The organism is Variovorax glucosi (genome assembly GCF_051216695.1).
Lineage (GTDB): Bacteria > Pseudomonadota > Gammaproteobacteria > Burkholderiales > Burkholderiaceae_C > Variovorax.
Genome location: NZ_JBPJZE010000173.1, coordinates 1 through 1,268, shown reverse-complemented (window position 1 = coordinate 1,268; position 1,268 = coordinate 1). Strand labels below are relative to the sequence as shown.

Here is a 1,268-nt window from a genome sequence, read left to right as displayed (position 1 = left end):
GAAACCGATGGCATCGTCCATCGCGAGGTGTTCCATGAAGTGCCGCCGCGCGTGGAGTACTCGGCAACCAAGCTGGGTGCCACGCTCAATGCGGCGCTCGGGCCGCTGGCTGATTGGGGCGACCGCAACGCCAAGCGCATTGAAACCGCACGCGCGAAAGCCGAAGCGGCCAAGTAGGCCGGCACACCGGGAGCACCGAATGTCGTTGCGGAAGATTTCATCGGCCGTTCTGCTGGCCACGTCTGTGTCATGGGGACTCGCGCAGGCGCAGCCGGCGTGCGCGCCCTCACCCGTCTACGCGGGACCGCCGATGCGCTCGGCGCCCGAGGCGATATGGCAGAAGGACTTCAAGCGCTCCATCGACGGCGAGTTGCCTGCCGAGCTGCAGAAGGCACTCGGCGATGCGCTCGACAAGATGCTTGCGCACGTCCCCGCAGCCAGCGTGGCCGTCGCGATTCCCGGTGAAGGCACCTGGTCCGCCACGCGCGGCCTGGCACGCAAGGAGCCGCCACAACCCGTCGTGCCCGACCAGCCCTTCCAGGTAGCAAGCACCGCCAAGACCCTGACGGCCGCCGTCGTGCTGCAGCTCGTCGAGGAAGGCAAGCTCAAGCTCGACGACACCATCGACAGATGGTTTCCCGACGCACCGAATGCGAAGCTCACCACCATCGAACATCTGCTGCGCCACACCAGCGGCCTCGTGAGCTTCAACGCACTGCCATCGCTCGGTACGGCCTATCGCACGCCCGCTGACGTCATCGCGCTCGGCACATCGCAGAAGCCGCAGTTCTGCCCCGGCACCAACTGGAGCTATTCCAACACCGGCTACGCGATGCTCGGCGTGATTGTCGAGAAGGTGGACGGCGCGCCGTTCGCGGACGTGCTCACGAAGCGGCTCATCAAGCCGCTGTCGCTCACGCACACGGTCATGCGCAAGCCGGGCGTCGAGCTGCCCGTTGCCACGGGCCACACGGCCGGCCGGCCGCTCGATGCGCCGGACCAGTACGCCACGCCCTACGCCGCCGGCGCGCTGGCATCGACAGCGGGCGATCTCGCGGTGTTCTGGCACGCATTGCTCGCGGGCAAGGTGCTGCCCGGCGAAGCGGTGCACCGCATGTTCACCGGCATGCCCGCCATGCTCGGCCCCTATGCCGGGAGCAACGCGTTCTACGGCATGGGCGTGCAGCTCTACGACGTGCCCGACGGCCCCGGCTTGATGCTCGGGCACAGCGGCGGCATCGAGGGCTTCACGAGCATCGTGGCCTACG

2 protein-coding genes are annotated in these 1,268 nt (G+C 67.7%); both read left to right on the top strand.

The features are described 5' to 3' along the window. The first annotated feature begins 12 nt into the window (after window positions 1–12). On the top strand, window positions 13–177 hold the full coding sequence (locus ACSFA3_RS23985) for a winged helix-turn-helix transcriptional regulator (RefSeq protein WP_435507899.1): 165 nt from the start codon (window positions 13–15) through the stop codon (window positions 175–177). 22 nt (window positions 178–199) lie between these two features. Continuing rightward, a partial coding sequence (locus ACSFA3_RS23980) for a serine hydrolase domain-containing protein (protein WP_435507898.1) occupies window positions 200–1,268 on the top strand: 1,069 nt, incomplete at its 3' end.